The following is a 21,030-nucleotide window of genomic DNA, read 5'->3' on the forward strand; positions in this document are numbered from 1 at the left end:
TTATCAAGTTAAAAAATATAAATATATGAGTGAACAAGGAAACTTGCTGGGTGATCCAGATCAGGGTAAGAAGAAAAACAAGCATGATAAGATATTTCGTAAGGCACTGGAGAATCCTCTAGTTGCTAATGAGTTCTTTAATGCACATTTGCCCCAAAATATTAAAAGTTTAATAGATTTTCCTAGTTTAGCAATGGAAAACACCACTTTTGTAGAAAGCTCTTTAAAAGATTCTATCTCTGATGTTTTATTCTCATGCAAATTTGATAAACAAGACGGATATTTATTTTTGCTTGTAGAACATCAATCAAAAGCAGATCATTTCATGGCTTTTAGGCTATTTAAATATATGATTAATATTTGTGAGCGATATTTAATACAAAATCCTAAATCTAATACTTTACCATTAATATACCCAATGATATTTTATAATGGTCAGGAAAAATATAATGTTTCAAGGAATTTATGGGATTTGTTCGCTAATAACAAATTAGCAAAAGAATTATGGATTAATGATTACAAGTTAGTGAATGTCCATGAAATACCAGATGAAGAGTTTAAACAAAGGATATGGTCAGGGATATTAGAATTTTTTCTCAAGCATATACATGAGCGGGAATTATTAAAGAGATGGCAAGAAATATCAGATATATTACCGGAATTAACAAAAATAACTATAGGCTATGATTATCTAGAAATGATATTATATTATACATTGACGAAGATAGAGCAAGCTGATAAAATAAAACTAGAGAATTTATTATCAACAAAGTTAAATCCAGAAATAGGGACAAGGCTTATGAGAAGTTTAGCAGAACATTGGCAACAAGAAGGAAAAGAATTAGGTATTCTTGAAGGCTTACAAGTTGGTGAAGCTAAAGGTATCCAAATTGGAAAAGCTGAAGGAAAAGCTGAAGGAAAAGCTGAAGGGGAATATAATAAAGCAGTAGAGGTAGCAAAGAAAATGTTAGCTCAAGGTTGCAATATTGCTTTAATTTCTAGTGTAACCGGTCTTGATGAAGCTTTTATTAGTTCTTTAGAGTAAACATATTTCTTGTAAAATTTACTCTGCTGTTTGAAAAATCATTTATAAAAGATTCTGAAATAACAAAAAAGTTTTTTATATACGGCTTACCTCTAAAACTCGTAATACTAAATTAGCGATTTAAAGGGGCATTATAATAGGATTTTTCTTGTTCAGGTATGTTCTCTTTATCAAATATTAAAATCTTTTAAAAATGCCATTAAAATGGCTTCTATGTTTTTGGATTTAAATCAAGTTTGTAAATTCATTGGTAATTTAGTAATAGGGAAATTACCCACAAGTTTTACATAGCAGGTGAGATCTTCTAGGTTCATAATTTCAGATGGCATTACTAATAACTTCCTTTTTTCTAAGCTGTGCATATTTACTCCATCACGCATAGAGTTAGCACCATAAGAGAGATTCTCTTGAGTCTCGATTATTTCTTGCTCACCAAGCATTAAAGCTGATTTATGTGCTGTCTGCTGATCACTTACTCGAAAGATAAATTTACTGCCAAATAGATCAAGCATTGAAGCTGCTCCTGCAGAACCATATATCTCCTCTAATTGATGAATGTTTTGCATACCTGCAACAACGCAACCACCATATTTCCTGCTTTCAGCTAAAGCTATAGGAAGTGAAGATATCTTTTGCAGTGCTGGTAGCTCATCAATCACAAACCACATATTACTATAAGTATTATTGATGTTCCTATTCATTAATGCTTTTATCGCTATGCTAATCCATGCAGCAATAAGTGGTCTAAGCATTACTCTTTGATTAGGAGTACTAGTTATAAATAACCAACCTTTGTCCGCAGTAAACCACTTTCTAATACTAAAACTACCATCAGGCTTTAAATGTTGCAGAGCTTCAATATTTTTACTAATAGTTGCTTGAATACCGGACGAAGTCTCAGGGGCACTACTGCTAATTATACCGGCTACTGCACTATTTTTAAAGATCCTAACAAATTCTTTATTATTTGCATAAAGAATAGTATTTATTAGTTTTTTGATGTCTTTACTATCATGATATAATCTTAATCCTTCAGCCAGTACCAACTCAGCAGTTTTAGCAAAAAAATCATCTAATTTTGGATTATAATTACTAAAGTTACTTGCCATATCATTATAATCCCAAATGTCATGACAATCATTCCACGGCAGCCATGCTGAACTATTCTCTTGCAAAGGATTAAGTATCTTATCACATTTTGGATCAAAAAATCGATCAGTAAAGCTACCTGTTAAATCAACAATAATTGCTCTACCACACTCTTTTCTAATCTGAGGTAATAGCTCATTTATCATATTGGTTTTACCGCTACCTGTAGTACCTGTAATAAGAATATGTCTCCTTTCACTATTTTTAACCAATGGCAATCCAGAAAAGCAAATATTAGCAGCTTGGTTGTTTTTATAAAGCATTTTTGCTAAAATACCTGCTTCGACAAAATCTGCTCCCCTGATCTTATCTTGGATAACAGCTTTTTTACCTCGATACATAAAAAAGATGATAGCAGTAAATAGACCAATAGTAAAAGTAACAATACCTTCTTGCCAAGCTGAATGCAATAAGAATTGCTCAAATTGATTGATATTATGCGAATGCGGTGTAACATGCCAGAATTTATGAACAAATTCTTCAGCATTACGGTAAACCCAAGCTTTTTGTTCTAAATAATAGAATTTAATACCTATTTGGCTTATAGGGTAAAAATGCTCTCCTATGGCAAGTTTTAATTGTACGTATCGCTCTATGATAAAATAATATAGACTTATCAAGGATAATTTTTGATATATACGCCACATTAACCAAACTATAGTAAATATTAGCCCAGCTGTTAAAGTATTGATACTTCCTTGACTAAGCATTCGTAGCTGATGAGCAAAGATTTGTGAACCACGAGTAAAATTATTTTGATTTTGTGGTTGCATAGAATTGTGAACACTCCACGGGGCAAGCCCCGTGGTATCTGTGTCGACCTATAGGTCGAGTACAAGCTGTGCTTGCCCCATATCCTCCTGCCCCTGATGCTCTATATATCGTTTTATTATATGCTCATTAATTCCAACAGTTGACACGAAATATCCATCTGACCAGACTCCATCAATACCCCAATAAGCCTTCCTTATATATTCAAATTTCTTTTTTAATAATCTACCAGTTATAGATTTTATTGTCCTCACCACATCACTAACTCTCACCTTTGGTGGTATAGATAGATGCATGTGAATATGATCTATATCATGATTTATCGTCAATAGTTTTATCTCAGGTATATTTCCCCACACCTGCTTAAGTATTGCTTCAAAATACCCAAAACTCCCAGCATTGAATATTTTCCGCCTATATTTACTCACTAACACCAAATGATACTCACATTGGTAAGCACAGTGACCTTGTTTTCTAATCTGCATACATCACCATAGCAGAAAGATATGGGGAGCACTACATCCACGGGGCAAGCCCCGTGGTTTTTATGTGCGTATAAATTATCTTGCATTATCTTTAATTTTTCTTCAAACTCACCAGCCATCAGATCATTACCTAGTTTTCTTAAAGCCTTAATTATTTCTTTATATTCTGTCATAAGATTAGGTTTATATTTAAGAGCTAAATTAAAGTTTTCTTTTGCTTCTTTATGTTTGTTTAAATTCACTAAAGTAATAGCTTTTTCTAAGTAGCTCTCAGCATAATCAATTTTGTGCTTAATAGCTAAATCATAGCTCTTAATTGCTTCTTCATATTGTCCTAATTTTCTAAGGGCTATACCTTTTTCTAAGTATGATCCTATATAATCAGGATTATATTTGATTGCTAAATCACAATTCTCTATTGCTTCCTTATGTTTTTTTAATATGTTTAAAGACATGGCTTTGTTATAGTATGCTTCTACACAATTAGGCTGATATTTGATAACTATATTACAGGTATCAATTGCTTCTTGATATTTTCCTAAATTTATTAAAGATACACTTTTATTGTTATAGCTGTTAACATAATCAGGTTTATATTTAATAGCCAAATTATAGTTTTCTATCGCTTCCTGATTTTGCCATAAATACATTAAAGATATTCCCTTATTATAATAAGCTTCTGGATATCTAGGGTTATATTTTAAAGCAAGGTCAAAATTCTCTATCGCTTCTTGATGCTTTCCTAAGTTATTTAAAGAATTCCCCTTATTATTATATGCTTCTGCAAAACTAGCATTATATTTAATAGCTATGTCATATAAAGTTATAGCTTTCTGATACTGTCCTATTGTATTTAGAACGTTTCCTTTATTATTGTATGCTTCTGCACAGTGAGGGTTATATTTAATGGATAAATCATAATTTTTAATGGCCTCTTGATATTTTCCTAACTTATTGAAAATTATTCCTTTGCTATTATAAGCTATAGCATAGTAAGGCTTATATTTAATAGCTAAATCATAGTTTTTGATAGCTTCCTGATATTTACCTAATTTATAAAAAGAACTACCAATATTAAAATATTCTTCTGCTAAAATGCTTGAATCTTGAATGTGGCGTTGTTGATTTATTGGTTGTGGTTTTTCATTAACATAGTTATTTGAGCCTTCTGCTAAAACAATGTTAAAAAGTATTAATGGCAAGATAGATAAAATCACTAATTTTTTTATATTTTGCATAAATTTCTTCTTAATTATTTTCATTTTTATAGCCCGGTAGTTTAATATTTCTTTTCTTTATCGCCTTATCACTAATGCCAAGATTATCTGCTATTTGCTCACCAGTTCTTACAATCGTTGATTCAGGAGTTTTATTAAATTCACCCTGAATTTGCACCTTCTTATCTTTTACTTTATCAGATAACTGCTCAAGAATCTTTACTTTTTCTACTTCATTATTATCTACATTATTAATTAGCATTTGTTCTACATTTTTATCATAAATATCATTTCTTCTGTCATCAATACTACTAATAGCCGCTTGATCATTTAATCGTTGTTTATTTTCATCAAAACTTGATCGCAAGCTTTCTTTAGATGGAATATGAGAGCTACTTGTAGCACTTAAATTTTGAGGTATAGTATTATTAATTTTAGCTATATCTAAAGCTATTTGTTCAGCATCTTTTTGGTGAGTACTTGCCCACATAGCAGCTTGCTCTTTACTACTTACTCCGGGAATATTTTTGGCAATTATGCTATTTAATACCGGTTCATTTAAATTGCGATCAATAGCAGCCGAGTTTTGTGATATATAATTCATATTATAGCTTAATTGCTCGATATTTTGTTTAGTTCTTGCTATTTCTTGCCCTACAGATTGTTGCTCAGAAAAATTACTATTTAGATTATTACTAAATGACTGCAGATCACTATTTGTGTGACCTAATCTACCCTCTTTAGTGGCACTTTTAATCTTAGATAATGCTTCATTATATGATTGTTGTTGATTAACTGACTTACCTTGATCTTGTACTTTGTCATTACTTGATCCAACTGTTATTCCGAGTATACTAGGTATTCTTAAGCCTATATCGGAACTAGTACTAGTTCCTTTTCTATTACTACTACCAGTATGATCAGTAGCAGATGTGCTGTCTGAATTCATCTGCTGCAAGGCTAGATACTGGCTATCAGTAATACCGATAGATTTTGCTTCCTCATAACTTAATCTTTTACCTATTTCAGTTGCTATGGAATTTCCTGTAGTAGTTAAATCACTATATCTATCATTTAATGAGTCAAGATAACTTTGTGAACTCATAAACTGAGATTGATAACTATCCTGTAATAATTTAGAAGAGCGGTAGTTGTTAACAAGTGAGTCTACTGCTTGAGTCAGTACTTGTCTACCGCTGGAAGTAACAGTCACTCTCATTCCTCCATCATCAATAATTCCTCCTGCCATTTGAAGTAGTGGGGAAAGATTTTGTTGAGCAACAGTTCGATTGCCGATGCTATAATTATCTATAGAGAGGTTATTATCAGCAATATTAGTACCAATATTACTTGCAACCGGTACTGGAGAAAATTGATTGGCCAAAATGGTAGTTGCATGGGCACACGCCTTTAATACTGCCCAGGATAACATCGGCACTGAAGCAGCTAACATCTGAAACGTTGCAAATTCATGCAGCACCATTTCTGAAAAACTCCCTTGCGATAAGATATTTAAACCAGTAAAGTGATTCGTGCCAGATTTACCAGATAGGCTAATCATTCCTAAACAATGAATCACAGTAAAAAATACTGGCCAGCTAGTTACCCAAATAATTAAGGTTATCCAAGTTTTAAAAATTGTATAACCACCAGGCAACATTGACATGGGAAATACTACGAAAATGAGACAAATCACCAAGGCAAAAAATACTGATTGTAAGATAGGCATTATATTTGCTGCCATCTCTCCTGCAACCAAATACGAAAATGATTGCTGAAATAACCCGCGGGTAGCATTCATACTAACTAACTGAGGATATATTCTAGATAGCGAAAATTTTTCTCGCAAGTCATCATAAGCTTCACGATTAGCATTAAGTAGCATTGCTTGCCTCATCCACTGGTGAATATCTGTTTGCTCTTTTTTAAGATATTTTAGAGTATCAGAGGTCATAGTTTTTAATCTGCTAGATAATATCTCTTGCCTATCAGACTGAATCCCTATGATATTTGCAAATTTAGTCAACAAGCCATCATTTAATTCTTTATTAATAGCTGCCTTAATTAAAGGAGTTACTTGCTTGCAAGTTTTAAAAGAAATAGCAGAATTATTTGGGTCTTTATAATAAATACCAAAATTATTCGGCATATTTTGTTCGATAAAAGCAATTATATCACTTGCTCTTTGTGCTTCGGCTTTTTTGCCTAAAATATTACCAATTATATAAGGTTTCATAAAACATTGTCTTAAGAATTCTTTTGTGTTGGTTAAAGTTACTGGATCCTCTATTTGAATATCCTTGATTTTACCGATAGCTTTTGCCCCAAACATAATGCCATTCTTCCTGCTTGATAACCCTTCATTAGGTGGTAGTAAATGTTTTTCTAGCATTTCTGATAAGGAATAACTTATTTTTGATGATACTGACGCAAATAAAGCAATTCCTATTGGAATATTATCAATTTTAACAGGAGTCTGCATTGATATTTCATCCTTAAGCCATACATTTGCTTTTGGAGCAAATAAAAAGATAAAAATAAATAAGGATGGAAAAAACCACTCCATGGCAAAAATACCAATATTACCTCTAAAAATAGCACGAGTTGCTGCCCAAATACCACCAATTGTCAAAGCAAATTTACCTACTGGTGTAAAATACTCACTATTTGAGGCAAAGACTCTTCCTATACCATTAAAAATTTGCCATAATATATCTCCTCCACCAAATGTATGTATTACGTAATCTGCCATATTCTTTTTAATTTTTATCTGCTTTGCTTATTTTTGTGCTTGCTTATCTACTTGCTCATCTAACTTTAATTTATAATTAATTTTTAAGCCCTCTCTTTAGCTATTAAATGTTGTTCTATTAATCTTGCTCTTCTATCAATCTGATCACTACTGGTTAGCATATTACTCCATTTCTCCTGAGCAAAAAGTTGTACTCGATCTAAAGCTTTTAAGTAGGCAGTTAAATGATGATCTGCTACTTGTTTTGGTTTTAGCATGGTAACAGCTTTTCTAACCTCAGAGACTACCTCCTTTAAATGCTGCAACAAGCTGTAACTAGCCACTAATTCTGAGGAGCTATCTAAAATAGTTACCCCAGATATTGCTTCTAAAGTAATATAATCATATATTGGAAATGCTTCCCCTATTGAAGATAGGAAAGTAATATCGGCATTACTAAACTCATTATTACTAGCAAGTTTGCTCTTTAATTCATCTAGCTTGGTTTTAGCCTTGCCTTGATATGATTGATCTGGAGCAATAGTAATATTATGTCTTAGGGCTGGGTTTAAACAATGAATATTATCACAAGTATAAATTGAGGCAGATTCACCGCCTTTTAAATGAGCAATCCAGCTCTTTTCATCTTGAGCAAGTGATTCAAAGAAATAGACATTATTATCTCGAACTATTATAGTTCCCATCATTGACATAATGGCATTTCTCATATTTTCAGGAATCCCTGCTTTTTCTGCTGCCCTGATAAAAATATTATAATTATCTAGCATTAGCTCTGGATCTTTATTTTGGATGCTGGCTAAAGCTTGTTTCTGCTCTAAATCACTACGACATTTTTTGCCGGCAGCAAAATAATCCAAACCAGAGCTGGATTGTAAATCTTTGCAAACTGATTCTCTCATGGCTGAATCTTTAGGCAAAATGGAAGCAAAAAGAGCCTTAGTCATTTCACAATCTCCCTTAGCAAATTGATTCATTTCCATAGCAAGATTTCTTAAATCTTTTAAGGCATTTTCTATTTGTGGAGCAAAGGTCTTAAGACCCAATGAAAATGCATAAGCTTTTGCTTGCGAGCCAATATTTTTCATCAGCTGTACCAGCTCTTCACCTGAAATAATCGAAAAACTACCAAGATAAGAATCAATACCACTACAGCTCATGGTCAGTGTTGGCGGAGTTATAGAGATCGGATTAAAAGCTGTTTTACTTGTCCGCATTGATAGTCCTCCTGCTGCATAATAGCCGGCAGCTTGAGATTGATATGAACCAGGTTTCGTTACATTAACACTCATCCCTTCAAATACATCCTGTAAATCCCAAGCATAAGATGTTGTGGCTTGTAACAACAAAACTATCATGAAAATATGTATCACATGTTTTATGTAGATCACTCTTCTAAACTTATTGTTACCAATCATAATCACTAACCTTTAGTACATTATAGTACTGCACTATCAATAAAATATTTTCAGCAATTTTATTTTCACTAATAATGCCTTTTGCAATTAGATATATTTGTTTGCCGCTGCTATCGACTAAATATAATACCGGTACAAGTTTTGCAGGATTTAGTGTTTGTAATAAACCGGTATCTTTAATGGTTGGCATCCCTTGAAATCTAGTTTCACTATTACTTACAAAAATTAATTGAAAGCCATATTTATCTGCAAATTCTCTTACAATAGGGGTAAATGCCTGACAGTAATTACATCCTTGATTTACTTGCAGAATTAATCCCCAATTCTTAGCTAAAAATCTTAGTTTTTTACTGTTTTCTTCTTCTTGCCTTACTTCATATAATTTTTTATGTAAGGAATTTACTGGTTCATCCATGTTTACTAGCTTGTAATCTAATATCGTTGCTAGTTGCCACATGGTGGCAAATTTATGTGATTTTTCTAAAATTTGTTTATGTAACCTTTGAGCAATAATGACATTTTCAAGAGTAGGATCATCTAAGGCTTTACGCTTAGCTCTATTAAATTCCTTCTTTAAAGCGTCTATCCTTTCATCATAAGGCTCAAGTTCTGGCTCTTGCTTTTTTTTATCTTGAGAAAATTTTAATATTTCTGGCTTGTAAGCATGATCCTCATTATACCATAAAAACCCTTGGGGTTGTTGCCAAAACTGATTATTTATATTAAATCTAATCATTTCATTTTTATTATTACTATCTAACTCCATAGTACCGGCAAATGCATTATTTGACCAATTATTAATTAATAACAATAAATTAATTACTAATAATGTAATAGCTAGTGATGATTTAATTATTGTGTTTACTAGCCACTTCATTATTTTAATAAGATAAATTTGAATCAGTACGATTATTATTAAACCTTTGTTGTTGCATTATAGGCATCTGGTTTTTTAGTTGCTGAGGAAAATTCTTATTCATTTTGTCTTTTGCTTGATCCAATAAATCACTAAATAGCTCCTCTAAATCAAATTTAGAAAAATCTATTCTTTGCAGCTCTTCTACCGTAAAACCTCTGCAATTAGCATATTGTGCCGTGCCAAAACCAATAGCTAATTGTTTTTTGCCTTGTTCTTGAAATACTCTTGCAAGTTTTGAATTAAAACAGCAATAAGTAGATTTTTTTGTAATACATGTCTTAAATACTTTATCTTTCTTAGCACAATATGTCCCTATATAATAGCACTGATCTTTTGCTTTTTTTAAGGCTAAAGCTTTTTCTTCTGCACTGCACCTACTTAATCCTAGATCCCGTCCCCAACCTTTGAATCCGGAACAACAATTAAGAAAATTACCGATATTTGTTTTACGACAACTATCACTTGCACCTTTAAAAACCATAATCGGATTTGTCTGCATATCCTTTTTCATTTCATTTAGCATGGCAAGATATCCAACATTTCCCATATCAGTATTTGGCACAATAGTTGCAGTATGACAATCCCCTCCTAAACAAAACATTTGTGATCCAGCAATAGAAGAGCTAAGCTCTTTTTTCTGGGCTATACATATGTAATCTCGCCTCCACTGCAAACAGATACTAGAGGCTCGCTTAATGCAGTTACTACTTTTTAATTCACAAGCTTGCTTCTTTAAATGATCACACCCATCTTTTGGCTCACTACTACATTGATATTTAATTTGCTCACTCCAGCATGGACGATTAACATTATATTGATTAAAAAATAATTTATTACCAGCTTCAAGACATATGCGATTTATTTCATGGCATTCATGTTCTTCAAGCAAAGCTTCTAAATATTTATTTACTATTTGGAAATATTCACCTTTTTCTCTAAATTCCTTGATTTTATCACGATATTTATAAGTAAAAACATATCTATCCCACTTAACTATATCTCTATCCCAGCCTTCAGTTAATGCTCCTTCTCCTTGAGCAGAAATGCCGATATATGTATCAATATGATCAAGAGAAACATTTAACTTACCGGCAATTGCTGTTCTTATATCAAGCATTATTGCTTGACTATTATGCATATGCATGCTGTATATTGTTTTACGCTTACCGAAATGTCTTTTCTTTTTCCAAAAGACAGGATAAAGCCAGTGACGATAACTGTTACTTATCTCAGAACCTGAAAATACTATTGCTTTATCCTGCCAATCTCCCCATTTATCTATTAATTCCGCATCTAGTATGAGATTCTTGATGATATCTACTTCAAATTCTACTCCTTCGCTGCAACTCTTACTAATTTTAGTCTTAATTACTTTTTCACTAGCATTAAGTGCAGTCCCTTCAGTATGACTTAATGGATCTGCCTCAATCTTAGCTGAATTACTAATTAATGGATTTTTAGCATTAAGGTCGTATTCTTGAGAAGCATCTATTTTTTTAAGCTCACTTTGTTGTAGTAATTGACCTGATGAACTATTATTTAATATTTGACCGCCTTGCTTTGTTAAATCTTGATCGCTCATATTACTTAAGTTTGAAATATCTACGTCTTTATCAAATATTACTTTATTGCCCATTTGATCAGGATTGCCAAGCCTGATACTATTTTCATATTGTTTAGCCCTATTATAACTATCTTGAATGTTAGCAATTGCATTAAAACTAAAGCATACAATAATTATTGATAAAAACGTGAACCTCATGAATTTCCTTTGTTCATAATTTCTAATGCATCATGTAATGATATGTGACCGGTTAGTTTTTTCACTCCCTTGTCTTCACTATTCTCTATTATTGCCGGTACAGAAGTAATTTGATATTTCTCAAATAGATTTGGATCAATATCAAAACTAATACCAATCTCATCAGCTTGTGCTTTAGTATCTAAAAAAGAATTATTTTTTAGACCTCGCATTACAAGTCTTGCTCCTACTTGTTCTGCTTCAATATAATAACTCTTTAATGCTGAATCAGGCATTGAAAATGAAACAAAAATGTAGATTTGATTATATGTTTTAGCCTCTAATGTCTTATGATGTATGCTCTTCTTTAATAATCCTTCTTGTTGTGCCAAAGCATTTATATTACTTAAAATTAGCAAACTCATTAAAACTATTAAGTTGAAACACATATTTTTCTGTATCCCGTTATCTTGCATCATCATAACATCAAAAGAGACAGCATGATTTTTTTCTCCAAATCAAATAACCAAAATCCTCACCTTTAACCGGGAATTCGCGTGCACCCTGCCAGGTAGTTTCAGTCTCACCAATCTTTTTACAAGAATGCACCTCTGGTATAGGATAAGTCATCTGCAGTCTATATTGGCTCTTTTTGATTATTGGCATTGGATATTTACCGCATAATCCGCTACTCCCCATATATCCCCATAATAACAACTCCCTATGTAACTTAGCCATAAATTTAGCAACTATTAATGCAGAAGTTCCAACACCGCCATTATGATGGCTAGTTGTGCCGGTAAAGGGATAAAGAGATCCTTGACATCCCCCGCACCAAAACATCGTATCATTAGAAAGACTACCAGAACTACAGCTCACACAATCAGCTATACATGCACTTTGAGCTGTAATACTTCCAAATAATAAACTTTCAGGATTTAATATGGCAGCTTTGCTATCGTCTCCCCATAATGGATCAAATTCAGTTAAATATGCGATATCTACTTGTGACATCTCTAAACAGGTAAAATCAAGTAAGATCTCAAGCCAGTAAATAACCGGATATATGTACCAATGTACATGATAAAAGCTACTTCCCTCTATATCATCCTTAACACCTTTTTGCATGCTGGTACCAAGATTAATGCCTCCAAGGCTTACCATACACATCGGAGATTTAGTTACATCCACCAGTCTTACCGGCTCCCAGAATCCAATTGGAATTCCAGGAACCGGCATCGGAATCGAAGGCTTAGGGCAAAAACAAATTATTTGCCTTGGGTTATTAGTATCAGCCATAGAACTTGAGACAATTTTTACTCCTCCGATAGTAATTGGAAATAAACATTTCCAGCAAACATCAGTGATTGGATTTACAAACCTACCAGTGCAGCCAATTGATGCATAACTATAATTACCAAGCAAAATAATTATAATAAACATTATTAATTTCATTATTACTTGTGTATTTTAGAAGTTATTAAATCTGTATTTGCTTGATAAACTACCTTTGGTTGCTCTGCTATTATATTATTTTTCTCACCTGCAATTAGATATACTACTTCTCCACTAGGCTTTACTATTGCATGCACCTTACCTTGTAATACATAATCTATTATCTTTTCTAAATTTTGCTTTGCGTCTGATAATTGCCACTTCTTCATAGATTACCTCCGGATTTTATCAGTTTTTATTCACACCTTAATTTTTACTCAAATACTATAACATTTCAATTAATCTTTATTTCACTAATTTTTAATAAAACCCCTTCTTGCTCTATTATAGCTGGAATAGCTTTTATCTTAAAACAAGTAGTTAGAACGCCACCTTGATCAAAAAACACCGGCTTATTTAACTTTTTTATAAGTGCCACAGGATTGCCATTCGTGAGTACTAATTTCCCTATTTTTGATTTAGCCCACTTAACCTGCTGCTCATCATCACCATCAATAAATATCAATAGCTCCCCCCAACTTACTTTTTCTAAAGGATTCACACTTGTTCCAGCTTTTACTATGATGTTTCCTGCTTGATCTTTTATATCTGTCTTTTGTATAAAGCTTGGATTATAGTACCAGCTACGGTTTTTATTTGCTTTTGCTAGAGCTAAGACCGGAGTTGGTCTAGAGATTTTTTGCTTTGCTCTATTTTGAAATTCTTCCTGTATTTTCTCTAAATTTCCATTTTGTTTTACTATTTTGAGCCTCGCCATAATTATCTCTAGTAAAGATTCTTCAATAATGGGAAATATATGACCTCTAACACCATAATCTAATATTTTGCTGCTTTTGCCAGGCTTATTAACACCATCCGCATTAACATTACTGACTTGCAATATAGCTAAAAATAAAACAAAAAAGCTGATGACAATAATTTTTAGAGCTAAATATCTTCTCATATTTTCTAATCACTTTAAGCCAAGCCTCGCTCTTCCAGTATATTATTGATGGCATCTGTAACGCTCATTCCCCCATTCATCCTATCTTCTATGGTTTGGTAATCCCTAGCATTAGTAGAGGTCAGCATTAGAGTAAATGGATCTAACATTAATCTTGCTACAACTCCATGGACATTAGGTCCATAAATCGCTGCTTCACTATAATGCGGTGGATTTGAATGAATTGATTGCAGTAAATTTAGCTTCCAATCTTCATCAACAAAACCTGCAAGCTTAGGGTTTGCTCTCATTGCTTTAAAGCTCTCAGGATTTTGCTTAAGAATAACTTTATGTGATGAGTTCTCAAATGCCTTTTCTGCAGCTGATCCTGCTTCCCTGAAGTAATCAGTTAATTGCCGAGTAGCAAGAGTAATTGAGCCGTTGTATTTTCTTGCTATTCTTCCTGCTTCTTCAATAAATTCTCCAGATCTCTTGCCAGATAGTAATTTCCATGCTTCATCAATCATGATTAGAAAGGGACGCTTCCTATCACCTTTAACCATGTTCTGGTTAATATGCACAATCATGATTTGTACAATTACTGCAAGTAGTGCCGGGCTACTACGAAGATGATCAGTTTCAATTACTACTATATCTGAATTTAGTGATAATTTTGCTTTACCACTAAAAAACTTGCCATATTGCCCATCACGGGAAAATGGAAATAACATATTACCAAGTTCTTGTGCGTAAGACTCTTCTCTTTTAAGCAACCAATCTGCTATGTCAGTGATCTCAGCTCTTGCTCTTTTTGCGTGCCAAACAGCTATTAAGGCTTTTTGCAGCATTGGTTGCTGCAAATCATTAGTTCCATACTGAGGAGCTGCCATGGTCGCTAAAATCGATGGAAAACTTGCGAGAAAATCTGCTTGTGCTTCAATTGAATCTTCGCTGTCGCCTGTTGGAATTTCTGAGAATGGATTAATTGATATCGGATTTTTCACATCAAATTCAATATAATTACCGCCCAATAACAAACAGGTTCTTTTAAATGATCTACCATAATCAAGAACAAATACTTTGCCGCCTACACCCAAAATTGATAGCATTAACTCCTGCATAAACACTGATTTACCAGATCCTGGTACTCCTGCTATACAAAGATTAAAATTTTCATTTGGAGCTGCAGCTGTGTTATATAAATTTGAGCCAATTAATGCTGAACCAAAAGGAGACCAATACATTATCTGTCCTCTTCTACCGATAAGTAGCATACCAGGAGAGCTCAAATCCCCTTTCCATTCACCAATGATAGGCAGTAACACCTTACTTTCTGAGGCAATAGTTCTTATGCCTCTACCAAGATTTGATAATGCTACACCAACTCCCTGAGTCTTTTTATTAAATATGTTATTGAATCTATTAAATTTACCTACTAAGGAATTTGGTGCTGCTTCAACTAACTGCATCGGTAAACTAGCAAGTACCACCGCTAAATGATCATATTTACAAGGGACAAAATACCAGCCGTTTCTTCTAAGCATTGAGCAAAACTGTGATGCTGCCCCTTTGGCTTTGTTCTTCTTATCCCACATAATGACATTTAAATGGATATTTACTACTCTATCGCCGTTTTGCAAGCACGCTACTGCTCCTGCTAAATCTTGTGCTTCACTAGCTAAGTTAGGAAAGAATTTACCCATTCCAGCATTAATATTTCTCTCTAAAGCTTCTCTTTTAGTAATAGCAGCTGTTTTTGCCACTAACTGATTTGGTATAATCTGCAAACCAAAATGAATTAAAAAATTTGATCTAATATATTCATCTCGTCTTAGCTCATTACCTAAAAACAAATCCATGGCTGATAATCGCCACTCAGAAGGTCTTTTACCTGCCTCTAGAGCGATAAATATTTGATTGTCATTAAGACTGACATAATCTTCCTGTTCATATAAAGAAAAATTACCAGGTAAAATCTGCTCAGATAATATTTCGCAAAGGTTAAGTTCAGGATGCTCTTCTTCTCTCCAACCAAATATTAAACGCACAAATTTTAATAACAATGTTGCCTCAACATTATAAGTAGTAAGACCAATTGATTTAAATGTATCTTGCAGTGCTTCTCTTCTTTGTATCATCTCATTAATATCAATCGTCAGCGTCGGAATAGTGACTGAAATTAATAAAACTACATCTTTGATATTTCCCTCTTCCTGTGCTTTTTGCTCTAAAAATTTTGTTCTTCTACTGCTAAGCTCAGCAAAGATTGTATTTTTTCTATGTAACTGCCAGTTATCTAGATATTCTCTTATATGATCAGAGCCAATCATCAATATTTGAAAACTACTTCCTGCCGGTAAATTCTCATCACTTTTTAAAAATTCAGCTATCTCCCCTTGTGCTTGCAAGCTTGTCCCAACTAACGACCAGCCAAGCAGGACAAATCCTACTGAAGCCCTATTAAAAAACAAGCTACTCTCCTCATCATATGATTCATAAACAAAATGTTTAGCTAGTCTTTCCCGAGCAAAATCTTTATCAATTCCTGATATCATTATTATACCCTCCAAAGCATCTAGCAGAGCATCTCGATTTAAAATTAGGCTTATCATTATTATTTGGATTAAACATATCAAGATCTGCCATTTTATTTACTTCATATAATGATTTACATTTTAGTCCTTGGGGCAGCGGGCAATCAAAATCGCTTCTATATGGCATCAATTTACAACTAGCAACGCTAAAGCTTAACATTAATAACAAAAGCAGATTAATTATTTTATTATTCATTAAAAATTACCCGGATATTGTTGTTCTGACTGCAAATCAATATCTGTCATTTCATCAGTCCCATTATCCTTGATAAAACGTTCTTGCAATTTAGTTTTTTTATTAGAAAAACTTGTCACTTTATTCCCAGAATAATTTTGATAATTACTATAATTTACCTCCTTTTGCGAATAATCAGTAGTAGTTGGTGGTAGTAATCTATCTACTTTAGCAACCGCTTTATTCTCTCTTAAATCAAAACCTTTTCTAAATACTACATCTATTACTCTACCTGAAGCGACAACAATTACTGGACTCATGCTTTCTGCTCGTTTAATTGCAAAATCAGCAAGCTTTTCTAAAGCATTACCGGTACCGGCATAAACACCAGCTTTAAGAGAGTCATGAGCTTTTAAGGCATTGTGCTGACCGGTAATCGGTGACACCGGAAATATACTATTTGTTGCCTGGTTCTGGAAAAATTGTGCTATTCCGCCAAGTACGCCGTTAAGCACCGCCATCCTTGCGATATCTGATGATCTATCAACTACTATCCCTTTAATTCCAGGCCTCCCATCTTCTCCTATTAACCATCCTTCTACTGGTTTTTCAATTATCTTGCCGTTACGATTTAATAAAGATACCGTCTCCAAACGACATTTAGCCCGCTCTGATGAAATATCCCCACTACAAGAACCAATTAAAATTGCTTCTTTGATTTGCTCCGTTTCATATCCTTTAGAAAAAATAGCTGTATCAACAAGCCTTATCATTATTGGCTCAGGAGATGCTGAGTTATTAGTGCCAGTTCCAACTACTACTCCAGTAAGCAGCACCCCTCGTGCAAAACTTCCAGTAGTAATATAATCTTTAAAATCTTTTTTGAGCTCTACATCAGCTCTTTTTACATAACCAAGTAATCTTTTTACTGGAGCGGTAGAAACAGCAGCAGTGCTTTGCTCAAGGTTATTATCTAATAAATCTTCTATTTTTTGATTATTGTTAAAATCATTGCCATCATATAATATAGTTTCTTCACGAGTATTCTCTAATGATTCTAACTTTTGACTAAAATCGTCAATTTTAGTTTTAGTTTCTAAATATTTATTCTCGATTAGCTTCTCTAAATGATTCTGCATGTTTTTGACTTCATTTAATATTTCTGCAGTCCATTTAGCCCTTGGATCTATGGCTTTTTCTATTCCGGATATTTCCCTTGATTGTCTATCTTCTTGTAAACCTCGGGAAGTTTTTACCTCACTTTCTGACAATCCATAAAACACCAAAACTATTATTACGCCCATGCAAGCTAGAGTTACTAATGGTCTGTTTTTAATTATCTCTATGAGTCCTGATAATCTTTTACTAAATGCAGATGGTAATTTATGATCCTCTACTGTACTTTGTAATTCTGCCTGCTTATTGAAATCTTGATCCATTGCTTTTAATCAATATCTTAATTATCTAACTGATTTTCATCCCACTAGAGACCCACTCTAAATAAAACCCTAAAATAATACCAATGGCTACAATTGCTCCGGCAAGTCTTAAATTACCCCTGACTACTGCCCAGATTGATGATAAAATCGTTGCTCCTGATATCCCGATAGTTTTAAGTTTACCAGTAGAGAGTCCACCAATGCGATCTAACTGTCCTTCTAATGTTTCTCCTAAAGCTACTTCAGATAGTATTACATTTACACAAAAAATTAACAATACCGGCAATAAAGGATATATTATTCTTAAATACTGTTTATTATTTTCTTTTTCTATTACATCTTTGTTTTTTACATTCATGATGCTTATCTTCCTTATTATTAGTTAACTTTGTTACTTCTTTTTCTAAATCAAACTTCATAAGTCTAATTGGCGTTGGTTTGCTTTTAGTAAGATTCAGCATTAAATCTTGGATTGTGCCATTTTCCCCAATTAGGGTTAAGTAAAGCTTGACTTCATCTTGCTGCGGTAAAATAAATAAACAGCCCGAATCATGTACTACTATTTCTGCAGCTTCCCTAGGGTGAATAAAGATATCATTAATTTTTTCTCCTTCGATATTAATCCTAGTTGGAGCGTCTTTGGCTATTTGCAGCTCTAACAAAGAATCAGTATGTAACATATAATGTGTCCCATAAGCATTACTACTAAAGCTTGCAAACATTATTCCAACAAAAACTACTAAGATCTGCAACTCTAATTTTAAACTTTTCATTGCTTATTTGCCTCTTCTTCCTTAATACCAGTAAGTAATAACAAATGATTTGCTCCTCGCTTGTAGGTTAACAAATAAGTTTTATCAGCTGCTATATGCTTATTCTCAGAAAACCAATAACGAAATGTTCCGTTAATTAATACTCCATCCTCAATGACTTTTACTTTTTTAGGAAAAAATACTGATGAAACATTAGATCCTTTAACAAAATCTAAATGTTCCTTAAAAAATTTATCCAATTGCTCTGTATTACTAGATACCACCTTCATATCTGCTATTTGCCTCTCTACTTCTTCTGGTGAAGTAGTAAATAATTCTTTCATTACAAAAACTGCCCATTCTTTAAGATAGGTCTCATGATAGCTCTTGGACGATACTATCATCCGACGATCTGGCTCTATTGCCGGAATTAATAACCATTTTTCTTCCGTGCTAACTGTTTTAATCATCCCAAGAAGACTCGTAACTGCAAGCAGCAATGTAATAAGCAATAATCTCTGATTATATTTAACTAGCTGCTGAATGGAGCTTTGCTTAAATAAATGCTCCATTACTTGCCTACCTTTTTATTAAGCAAATTAGGATAAGAGGTAGGAGCATATAGCCATTTCTTAGCGACTAAATAACTCTTAAGTACAAAATATTCTGATAGTTTCTTAAACTTTTTAAATATATAGCAAAGCACAATACCAGTTATAATGCTAATGACCCCAAGCTTAGCATGTCCGCTATTCAGTAACACTATCCCAGGTACTATACCAAGCAATATAACAAACCACTCATCTAAGCTTAAACCCATATATTTTAGGGGAGTAGAGAGTGACCAATATAATCTTTGATTAGCACAATTATTATTCATATTAATTAAGTGATATTTCCATTAATAGATAAGTTTTACTAATGATGACATTAACATCCTAATTTTTACATTGCCAGTGGAGTTTTAAGCCATAATAAAAAAAACTGTAATTCATCTAAAACTGTGCTTATCTGGAGATAGAATCTATAGCTCTATCCATGAATTTGTTGATAACTAGCAGTAATTTTGTTAATATTAATGAAATACATTATTGATGAGTTTTGTATGTTTAAAAATGATATGGAATTAAAACTAGAATGTTTAAAACTTGCTATCCAGTCCTGCTGTAGTTGTGATGCTGTAGATCTAGCAAGGCATTATTATCAATTTCTTATGGAAAATAATGAAAATATACCAATTCAATTTTCTATCAATAAGGCGAGTTTAAATTAATATTCACAGAGTATGAACATCTTTGTTACTGATATTTCTCCTATTGTGTCTGCCCAAGCATTAGATGATAAGCGTGTTGTTAAAATGATACTTGAATCTGCACAATTATTAAGTTCGGCAATTTTCATCAACAGTCAATCCATTTATAATGACATATATAAACCAACTCATTTAAAACATCCTTGTACTATTTGGACTTCTGTGAATATTGCTAATTGGAATTGGCTCTTTAAACACTTCGAAGCTTTATGTTTAGAGTATAAATTTCGTTTTAATAAGTTACATAAAACAGAAATATTGTTATCCACCTTACCAAAATATAATTATTATCTTCCTAATAGTACAATAACTACATTTATTAATTGTACTAGATCAAAAATCTTAAACTTAGATTTTACTAGTGTATCTAATGTATGTATAGCTTATCAAAAATACCTTAGTGCTAAATGGTATCATGATAAGATAAAACCTCGATGGTCTAAAAGAAATATGCCATATTGGTTTACATATCATGAATCGGTAAATCTCACTACATTAATTTGAAGATAGAATACCATAATACTCTATATGTTATTTATGCACCTGTCCTGATTTGCTTAGGTTCTTCTAGAATATTTGATATTTCAGTACACGGTAAATTTTGTCCTACTTGTTAGTATTTATCTTTTGAATAATACTAGCAATATTACTATTATCGAAAAAGTTAATTTATAATAATAGAGAGCTTTCTTATTACTAATTTATGCACATAAGAATCTAAACTTACACTATATTTTATAACAAATGACTTAAGTTTAAAATACTGTATTATTAAAAATCTACCTTATAATCAAGGTCTTTTATTATATTTGCTATAACATAGTGTAAGTTTAGCTTTTTAATAACAACATATATATTTTTCTTAAATTTGAATAAATTATGTGCAT

The 21,030-nt window shown here is 32.7% G+C and carries 19 protein-coding genes; 2 read left to right on the forward strand and 17 right to left on the reverse strand.

What is annotated here, in order from left to right:
- Positions 1-25 precede the first annotated feature (25 nt).
- Entirely contained in the window at positions 26-1,045 is a 1,020-nt protein-coding gene (locus ACICQC_RS03000; RefSeq protein ID WP_395477330.1) for an Rpn family recombination-promoting nuclease/putative transposase, read from the forward strand.
- A gap of 230 nt (positions 1,046-1,275) precedes the next feature.
- Here the strand turns inward: ACICQC_RS03000 and ACICQC_RS03005 are convergent, their stop codons facing one another.
- The 17 genes from ACICQC_RS03005 to ACICQC_RS03085 form a co-directional block, all read right to left on the reverse strand.
- Positions 1,276-2,967 carry a type IV secretion system DNA-binding domain-containing protein gene (locus ACICQC_RS03005; protein ID WP_395477331.1) on the reverse strand — a complete coding sequence of 564 codons (1,692 nt, stop codon included), beginning with the start codon at positions 2,965-2,967 and terminating at the stop codon, positions 1,276-1,278.
- A 48-nt stretch (positions 2,968-3,015) separates the two neighbouring features.
- The gene (gene tnpA / locus ACICQC_RS03010; RefSeq protein WP_395476676.1) at positions 3,016-3,450 is read right to left on the reverse strand and encodes an IS200/IS605 family transposase; all 435 of its coding nucleotides are present in this window, start codon (positions 3,448-3,450) and stop codon (positions 3,016-3,018) included.
- Positions 3,393-4,688 (reverse strand): tetratricopeptide repeat protein, encoded by a 1,296-nt coding sequence (locus ACICQC_RS03015; RefSeq protein WP_395477332.1) that lies wholly within the window; start codon positions 4,686-4,688, stop codon positions 3,393-3,395. Before ACICQC_RS03015 ends, tnpA begins: the two co-directional genes overlap by 58 nt.
- 10 nt (positions 4,689-4,698) lie before the next feature.
- On the reverse strand, positions 4,699-7,419 hold the full coding sequence (locus tag ACICQC_RS03020) for a conjugal transfer protein TraG N-terminal domain-containing protein (RefSeq protein ID WP_395477333.1): 2,721 nt from the start codon (positions 7,417-7,419) through the stop codon (positions 4,699-4,701).
- Positions 7,420-7,502: 83 nt separating this feature from the next.
- The gene (locus ACICQC_RS03025) at positions 7,503-8,834 is read right to left on the reverse strand and encodes a conjugal transfer protein TraH (protein WP_395477334.1); all 1,332 of its coding nucleotides are present in this window, start codon (positions 8,832-8,834) and stop codon (positions 7,503-7,505) included.
- A complete protein-coding gene (locus tag ACICQC_RS03030) occupies positions 8,824-9,714 on the reverse strand; it encodes a conjugal transfer protein TraF (protein WP_395477630.1) in 891 nt (296 codons plus the stop codon). The genes ACICQC_RS03025 and ACICQC_RS03030 overlap by 11 nt, the downstream gene beginning before the upstream one ends.
- Before the next feature lies 1 nt (position 9,715).
- Positions 9,716-11,515 carry a conjugal transfer protein TraN gene (locus ACICQC_RS03035; protein WP_395477335.1) on the reverse strand — a complete coding sequence of 600 codons (1,800 nt, stop codon included), beginning with the start codon at positions 11,513-11,515 and terminating at the stop codon, positions 9,716-9,718.
- Entirely contained in the window at positions 11,512-11,943 is a 432-nt protein-coding gene (trbC, locus tag ACICQC_RS03040; RefSeq protein WP_395477336.1) for a type-F conjugative transfer system pilin assembly protein TrbC, read from the reverse strand. The genes ACICQC_RS03035 and trbC overlap by 4 nt, the downstream gene beginning before the upstream one ends.
- A 37-nt stretch (positions 11,944-11,980) precedes the next feature.
- Entirely contained in the window at positions 11,981-12,949 is a 969-nt protein-coding gene (gene traU, locus ACICQC_RS03045) for a conjugal transfer pilus assembly protein TraU (RefSeq protein ID WP_395477337.1), read from the reverse strand.
- 2 nt (positions 12,950-12,951) lie between these two features.
- The gene (locus ACICQC_RS03050) at positions 12,952-13,158 is read right to left on the reverse strand and encodes a type II toxin-antitoxin system Phd/YefM family antitoxin (RefSeq protein WP_395477338.1); all 207 of its coding nucleotides are present in this window, start codon (positions 13,156-13,158) and stop codon (positions 12,952-12,954) included.
- A gap of 65 nt (positions 13,159-13,223) precedes the next feature.
- Positions 13,224-13,892, reverse strand: coding sequence for a type-F conjugative transfer system protein TraW (gene traW, locus ACICQC_RS03055; RefSeq protein ID WP_395477339.1), 669 nt, complete (start codon positions 13,890-13,892; stop codon positions 13,224-13,226).
- 14 nt (positions 13,893-13,906) lie between these two features.
- Complete coding sequence (locus tag ACICQC_RS03060; protein ID WP_395477631.1) at positions 13,907-16,426, reverse strand: TraC family protein; 2,520 nt, start codon at positions 16,424-16,426, stop codon at positions 13,907-13,909.
- Between the two features lie 234 nt (positions 16,427-16,660).
- The gene (locus ACICQC_RS03065; RefSeq protein ID WP_395477340.1) at positions 16,661-18,079 is read right to left on the reverse strand and encodes a TraB/VirB10 family protein; all 1,419 of its coding nucleotides are present in this window, start codon (positions 18,077-18,079) and stop codon (positions 16,661-16,663) included.
- Positions 18,080-18,104: 25 nt separating this feature from the next.
- A complete protein-coding gene (locus ACICQC_RS03070; protein WP_045805770.1) occupies positions 18,105-18,437 on the reverse strand; it encodes a hypothetical protein in 333 nt (110 codons plus the stop codon).
- Positions 18,397-18,852, reverse strand: coding sequence for a hypothetical protein (locus ACICQC_RS03075; RefSeq protein WP_395477341.1), 456 nt, complete (start codon positions 18,850-18,852; stop codon positions 18,397-18,399). The genes ACICQC_RS03070 and ACICQC_RS03075 overlap by 41 nt, the downstream gene beginning before the upstream one ends.
- On the reverse strand, positions 18,849-19,403 hold the full coding sequence (locus ACICQC_RS03080; protein WP_395477342.1) for a TraE/TraK family type IV conjugative transfer system protein: 555 nt from the start codon (positions 19,401-19,403) through the stop codon (positions 18,849-18,851). Before ACICQC_RS03080 ends, ACICQC_RS03075 begins: the two co-directional genes overlap by 4 nt.
- Positions 19,403-19,711: a hypothetical protein gene (locus ACICQC_RS03085; RefSeq protein ID WP_395477343.1), complete on the reverse strand. Its 309-nt coding sequence runs from the start codon at positions 19,709-19,711 to the stop codon at positions 19,403-19,405. Before ACICQC_RS03085 ends, ACICQC_RS03080 begins: the two co-directional genes overlap by 1 nt.
- Before the next feature lie 405 nt (positions 19,712-20,116).
- On the opposite strand from ACICQC_RS03085, the gene ACICQC_RS03090 reads away from it, so the two are divergent.
- On the forward strand, positions 20,117-20,647 hold the full coding sequence (locus ACICQC_RS03090) for a pyrimidine dimer DNA glycosylase/endonuclease V (RefSeq protein WP_395477344.1): 531 nt from the start codon (positions 20,117-20,119) through the stop codon (positions 20,645-20,647).
- The last annotated feature ends 383 nt before the right edge of the window (positions 20,648-21,030 follow it).

Origin of the sequence: Rickettsia endosymbiont of Pantilius tunicatus (genome assembly GCF_964291875.1) — a bacterium.
In the GTDB taxonomy this organism is placed as follows: Bacteria; Pseudomonadota; Alphaproteobacteria; order Rickettsiales; family Rickettsiaceae; genus Rickettsia.